7 protein-coding genes are annotated in these 6,070 nt (G+C 62.6%); 2 read left to right on the forward strand and 5 right to left on the reverse strand.

What is annotated here, in order from left to right:
* From EN969_RS13300 to EN969_RS13320, 5 genes are all read right to left on the reverse strand, one after another.
* On the reverse strand, positions 1 to 724 hold a 724-nt coding region (locus EN969_RS13300; RefSeq protein WP_127419169.1), incomplete at its 3' end, for a serine kinase.
* Positions 721 to 2,643 carry a lasso peptide isopeptide bond-forming cyclase gene (locus EN969_RS13305; protein WP_063169881.1) on the reverse strand — a complete coding sequence of 641 codons (1,923 nt, stop codon included), beginning with the start codon at positions 2,641 to 2,643 and terminating at the stop codon, positions 721 to 723. The genes EN969_RS13300 and EN969_RS13305, both read right to left, overlap by 4 nt.
* Positions 2,640 to 3,017, reverse strand: coding sequence for a lasso peptide biosynthesis B2 protein (locus tag EN969_RS13310; protein WP_244514257.1), 378 nt, complete (start codon positions 3,015 to 3,017; stop codon positions 2,640 to 2,642). The genes EN969_RS13305 and EN969_RS13310 overlap by 4 nt, the downstream gene beginning before the upstream one ends.
* Positions 3,018 to 3,186: 169 nt before the next feature.
* Positions 3,187 to 3,501 (reverse strand): PqqD family protein, encoded by a 315-nt coding sequence (locus tag EN969_RS13315; protein WP_027164264.1) that lies wholly within the window; start codon positions 3,499 to 3,501, stop codon positions 3,187 to 3,189.
* Between the two features lie 137 nt (positions 3,502 to 3,638).
* Entirely contained in the window at positions 3,639 to 3,791 is a 153-nt protein-coding gene (locus EN969_RS13320) for a lasso peptide (RefSeq protein ID WP_010913078.1), read from the reverse strand.
* 514 nt (positions 3,792 to 4,305) lie between these two features.
* Between EN969_RS13320 and EN969_RS13325 the strand changes: the two genes are divergently transcribed.
* Complete coding sequence (locus EN969_RS13325) at positions 4,306 to 5,430, forward strand: nucleotidyltransferase family protein (protein WP_013528113.1); 1,125 nt, start codon at positions 4,306 to 4,308, stop codon at positions 5,428 to 5,430.
* A 91-nt stretch (positions 5,431 to 5,521) separates the two neighbouring features.
* A partial coding sequence (locus EN969_RS13330) for a glycosyltransferase (RefSeq protein WP_127419170.1) occupies positions 5,522 to 6,070 on the forward strand: 549 nt, incomplete at its 3' end.

Here is a 6,070-nt window from a genome sequence, read left to right on the forward strand (position 1 = left end):
TATAGATCCTGGTCGCCGGCACCTCGTCGCCCGAAAAGCCACCGTTCAGGCGATGCTGCATCTTGTCGATCGCCGCATGCACTTGCGGCCGCACTTCCGCTTCCCCAAGCGAGATCGCCGCCGCGGCGTCGGCCGCCAGCTTGATCTGCGGAAAGCCCGGAACGGTCATTGGCTCACTCGGATTGGCGAGGTCCAGCGCCACCACGTCATCGGTAAGCAGTCGATGCCCGGCCCGGATCATCGCACTTGCGGTCGTCGACTTGCCGGCTCCCTTGTCACCCATGAAGATGGCGCTCGTGCCGGCGGCGGCGATGGCACTGGCATGCAGGACAAGCAGGCCGCGCCGGTGCAAGAGCAGCGCCATGACCGGACCAAGCAGCGGAAACGCGAGCAGCGCGTCGTCGACGCCGGGCGCCGGTTCGATGTCGATACGGCTGGAATCGGTGATCAGGAACGCGCCCACGGCATGCCACGCCAGATATTGCCGGTCCGGCTCGAAGCGAAAGTCGGTCGCGGCTTCGGGCGAGGGCTTTGGCAGGTCGATCGCGCCGACGGCAATCACGACATCCGCCGCCCCCGGCGTCGCCGGCTGCAGTTCGGGCAACGTCACCTCCGACGCGATGGTCAGGCCGTAGGCCCGGTAGAAGCGGCGTTCTCGCTTGGCCCGGCCATGCGAAAAGGCATCATCATTGCATAGAGCGAGCGGCTCGTTGCGCGGCATCATGCGGGGCTCCCGCCATGCTTGAGCTGCCGCAGCCAGAGCGACAGCGAGGCCGAGCGCCAGACATACTGGACATCCAGGGGGGCTGCCTGATCGGGCTGGCGCAGCAGCCGCGCATAGGCAGCACTCACTTGAGGCAGATTGACGTAAGGCGCGATGCGGTTCGCATCCGAGACCAGCAGCTGTTCCAGGAGGTCGCGATGGTTGCGCAGCATGCCATTGAGGAGATTGGCAGTGAAGTCGATCTTGTCGCGCCGCCACTGCACCGCCTCCGGCAATACGCCTTGCATGGCGCGGCGCAGCACATAGCGGCCAAAACCGTGGCTCAGCTTCTCCTCGCCCGGCAGCGCCAGGCAGAACTCGACCAGCGGCTTGTCCCAGAAGGGGTAGCGCGGCTCGACCCCGAAATTGGCGGCGGCCTTGTCGAGAACCTCGAAAGCATGCGGGACATAGCCGTTCGACAGGATCCAGCGATGGCTCAAGGCATCGCTGGCCTGGACGCCGGGCGGCATGTAGCCGGCCCGGTGAAACCGGTCGACAAGCTCGGTGCGCTTGGCCAGGTCCGGATTGATCAGGTCGCGCCAGCTTCGTGCGCGCGACACTTGCGCGGGCTTGCGGATCTTGTTCAGGGCACGGTTGGCCATATGCCTCAGCCTGGCGATGCGCCAGGCCGGCCCGTAGAGGGTCAGGAACTGGAGATAAAGGCCAAGCGTGCTGTCGCCATAGGTGTTGGAGGCGCTGCGGACCTCGCGCCACAGATCCATCCATCGGCCGCCATTCGCAAGCTCGTGCAGGTGGCCGTGGCCTTGTGAAACGACCTCGTCGCCACCATGGCCGTCCAGCAGCACCTTGATGCCCTTGGCGCCGGCAGTCCGGTAGATGCCGCGGGTGAGCGTCAGGCCCGGCGCCAGGAACGTTCCTTCCTGTTCTTCCAGCACGCGCTCGAATTCGGCAAATGGGGCATAGTTGCCAACCGGGATCAGCGTCGCGTCGACCTTCTGCTGGTCGAGAACGGCATCGATGAAGGGCCGCTCGTCCATCGGCGAGCCCTTCTCGAAAATCAGCGAGAAGGTTGGCAGCCTCGGCTTGCGCGCGGCGGCATTCTGCAGGCCGGCGACACAGGCGATAGACGAGGAATCGAGGCCGCCGCTCAGCATTGCCCCGACCGCCGAGGTCCCTCGCATGCGGTTGCGCACCGATTGCGAGAACAGATGGGCGAATTCCTCCGATGCATCCGACCGCAAGGGCCGCGCCGACGGCTCGATCTGCCAGTATCGGCGCAGCATCACTTGTTGCGCGGTGACGGTTAGGCTGTGGCGGGCCGGCAGGCTGAATATATCGCTGTAGGGGGTCGACTGCGGGTCGTCGGGAAGCCCGGCCAGGAAGCCGGAGATCTGGCGCTCGCTGACACGTGCGCGGATACCCTCGACGCCCAGGATCGGACCGATCTCCGACGCAAAGGCAAAACGCCGGTCCGCCGCGTGGTAGTAGAACGGCTTGACGCCAAAATGATCGCGCGCGCAAAACAGCGATTGCCGCTCGTCATCCCAGATGGCGAAGGCGAAATCGCCTTGCAGATGCTCCGGGCAGGCTTCGCCCCAGCGCAGGTAGGCCCGCATCAGCACGATCGCGTCGGCTACCGACTGGTCGCGGATACCGAGCCTGGCCAGCAACTCGTCACGGTTGTCCAGCCGGCAATCGGCGGTGATGGCGAGCCGGCCCCCAGCCATCGTCAAAGGGCCCGGACCGACTTCATCCGATGTGTTGAGCCAGGCGTGGCCAAGGGCGATGCTGGTGTCCAGCCACCAAGAACTGCCGTCAGGACCACGATGGCGCATGCGCGCCAGCATTTGCTGAATGTCGGCCGCCGCGACCGCCGGTGCGTTTGCTCCGCGCAACAGGATTCCGGCGACGCCGCTCATCGGCTGCCGTGGTCGACGAGATGGGCGAAGCCGTCGATCGATCCGCCAAGCACGATATGGTTGTCGCTGACCAGCCAGGCATGTGCTTTCAACTGCTCGCCTGTGCCACGTTCGATGCCGATGCGTACCGTCGATTCATTGCCTTGGCGGGCGAGAATATACTGGCCGGAGAGCGCCTGGGTCAGGCACGTGGCGTAAGGGACGAAACGGGCCGCGGCGGCAACGCCCCAGGCGACGCGCCGCAGTTCGCCCATTGAGGCGCACTGCCGCGCGTCGAGGCGCGTCACCAGGCTGCGTACACGATTGTAGGACAACAGCGTCAGCCCCAGCCGAACTGTCGCCACCACCAGCAGGCAATGGCCAAGGAAGATCATTTCCGAGCCAGTCAGGGAGAAAATCCTGACCAGCCCGCGCCGGCTTCCCCCGCGCTTCGTCTGCTTGACGTTTGTTTCTCTCGCCGGTTCCTGCCGTAAAGCCGTGGCCCGCGAAGACAAGGCCGGCGAAACCAGGGCCCGTGAAACCAGGGACTTGTGCTGGACCGGCTTAGACAAGTGCCTCATGATGCCGTCTCGCAAGCCCATTATCGGCCAGGCCCTTCAGCAATGCGTCGACATCGGCCTGGCAGCGCACCGGGTCGACATTGTAGCGCGCAAGCACGGCGCTGCGGATGTCGCCGATCGACCGGGGTTCCTGGATTAAATCCCAGATGAAGGCGCCGACGCCATTCAGGCTGTAGTAGACATTGGATTTGAGATTGAGCAGCGCCAAGCCATCGCCGAACTCGCAAGCCACGGCATCCTTGGTCGCGCACACGCTATCGTGGTCGCCCAGATCACGGTCGGATAGCTCCCCGTTCATCCCCAAACCTCGCTGACAAAACGCTGCGACATCTCCAGGCGGCGCAGGAGAAATCGGGAGGCTGGCCCCCCGACCCCTCTTACGTCTGCTTTTGAATCCAGAGTCCCAACATGTCACTCTGGAATCGGCTGTAGGTCTCAGGAGAACGTCAGGTCGCCAATCGGCGTATGCGCGGGGAACGATGCGTCGATCGCCGTGCTGCCGCCGCCGCCCTGGGTGATGGTCTCAATCGAACCATGGACCGTCAGGCTTGGCGTTTCATATTCATGCTTTTCAACATTCTGTTCCATTTTACTCTCCGATTTAGGACTGGAAACGGCCTGTCGAGTGCCGTCAGCACTTTTATGCTGCAATGCAATAGCTGCACGGCAGCATTTATGAGTCAAGACTGTTTTACTTTCTGTTAATCAATTACGGTTGCTGGCGTCGTCACATGAGCGGCATGCCTAAAACTTGTCATTTTTTAGCCGATTCCTTGTGCACGACGATCGCGCCTGTGCTGATTCTTTAAGCATTTGATTTTGCTTGCATAAGCCGTTTGCGTTGTGCCTATATTTAGGCCTCTCTAATGAAAAGAATTTCCATTTGAGAAATCGTCCGGAGATTGCCTAAGCGGACGTGGCAAGGGACATTTCAACCGCGGTTTTCACTGCTTTCCGATGCCACCTCGATAGACGCTTTGGTGGCAAAAATTCGCACTGCAGAAGGAAAGGCTTTACGGCATCGAGGTTTTTGGTGATGCTTGCTTCGCACTTGCAGCATAAGTGTCGGCGCGAAACGCTTTCTTGGGAGACTGTGCGCTAAATGGCCTTGCCGGATGGCTCATACGAACGATTGCGCGCCGCCGGCTGTGCCGGCGAGGTGGCCTATGTGCAGGCTTGCCTGCGATTGTTTTTCGCCGGCCCGGGCGCGGGCGACGTTTCGATGCGCCATCTTGACGGTGAAAAAATTGCCGAGATTGCCAGGCTGAACAAGGTCGCCGTCTTTGTCCTCAAGGCGCTTTCGCGCGCACCCGCGCTTCAGAGGCCAACTAAGCTTTTCCAATGGCTCGACACCTACCGCAGGAAAACGGTTTCGATGAACGCGTCCTGCATCATGGATTCGATGGCGATCCAGGACGTGCTGCGCGCCAGCGAGATCGATTTCGTTTTTCTGAAGGGTCCGTTCCAGCAGCAACTTCTCTACGACGACCATTTTATGAAGCCCTCGGGCGATGTCGACATCCTGGTTTCGCCGCTCGGATTTTTCAGGGCGCGTGATGCGCTTCGCAAGATCGGCTATGAGGTATCAGGCAAGTCGAGCTCCGTCTGGTGGGTCCGCTTCCTCGGCGAACAGCACATGACCCGGGACGACGGGCCGAGGTCGTCCACCGTCGATCTCCACTACCGCCTCCAGCAGCCCGGCTCGCCAAGCCCGCGCGACGCGGACGGGTTCCTGCGGCGCAAGCGACAGGTCGAAATCGCCGGTGCGACGGTGCCGTTCACCTCGGTGGCCGATACATTGCTTTTGTCCTGCATCAGCGTCGCCAAGGCACTTTTCAACCGGGAACCCTGCGCCGGATACGTCTGTGATATCGGCGCCAGCGCCGGCCGCCTCGACGAGGCGGATCAGCAGCGTTTGCTCGATGCCGCTACCGCGCAAGGTCTGGACGACACGCTGCTGCTTGGCCTGCGCGCCGCCGACGTGCTACTCGGCGGTGCCGGCACGCTGCTGTCGCAGCGCGCGACCAGGATCCTGCCGCGCATCGGCAATGAGGATCTGCTCAGCATGGTCATCGCGCCGTGGCTGCCGTCGCTGCGGTGGCCGCAGCGGCGAACGGTGCTTTGGGAACTGTGCGGCCGCGCGCCGGTCCGCTATCTGGCCGAAGCAGGCTGGGCGGCGTCCGCCGATATCAGCCGCCGCATCTTCGAGCGGCCGGCGAGTCGCTGAGGGTAAATTGGATGCTGATGGCAATTCTGTAGTGCATCGAACGAGTACGGGGCGAGGGCAAATCGATATTACCTGTACGAGAGGCAAATCCATGTCGATGACGAAATCCGAGGTCTGCGTGATCATCGCGGCAAAAAACGCCGCAGCGACAATCGCCGTCGCCATCGCATCCGCATTGCGCGAACCGGAAGTGGCGGAGGTCGTGGTCGTCGACGATGCCTCCACCGACGACACCGCCGGTGTCGCACGATCCGCCGATGATGGCAGCGGGCGGCTCTCCGTGATGCGCCTCGATGTCAATCGCGGCCCCTCCTTTGCCCGCAACGCAGCCATCGCCGGCTCGAAATCGCCGTTCATCAGCATTCTCGATGCCGACGATTTCTTCCTCGAAGGCCGGTTTCGCAACCTGTTTGCCGGCGCCGATTGGGATTTCGCCGCCGACAACATCATGCTGATCAGGGATGATGCGACAGGCGACGCGACGAAAATCGTCGCGCCGCAATTTGCCGCCGATCCGGAATTCCTCGATTTCGAGCGTTTCGTCGAAGGCAACATCTCCAGGCGCCGCGTGCAGAGGGGCGAACTGGGCTTTTTGAAGCCGGTGATCAGCCGTGCCTTCCTCGACCGCCATGGGTTGAGC

Origin of the sequence: Mesorhizobium sp. M7A.F.Ca.CA.003.01.2.1 (assembly GCF_003998945.1) — a bacterium.
Classification (GTDB): domain Bacteria; phylum Pseudomonadota; class Alphaproteobacteria; order Rhizobiales; family Rhizobiaceae; genus Mesorhizobium; species Mesorhizobium ciceri.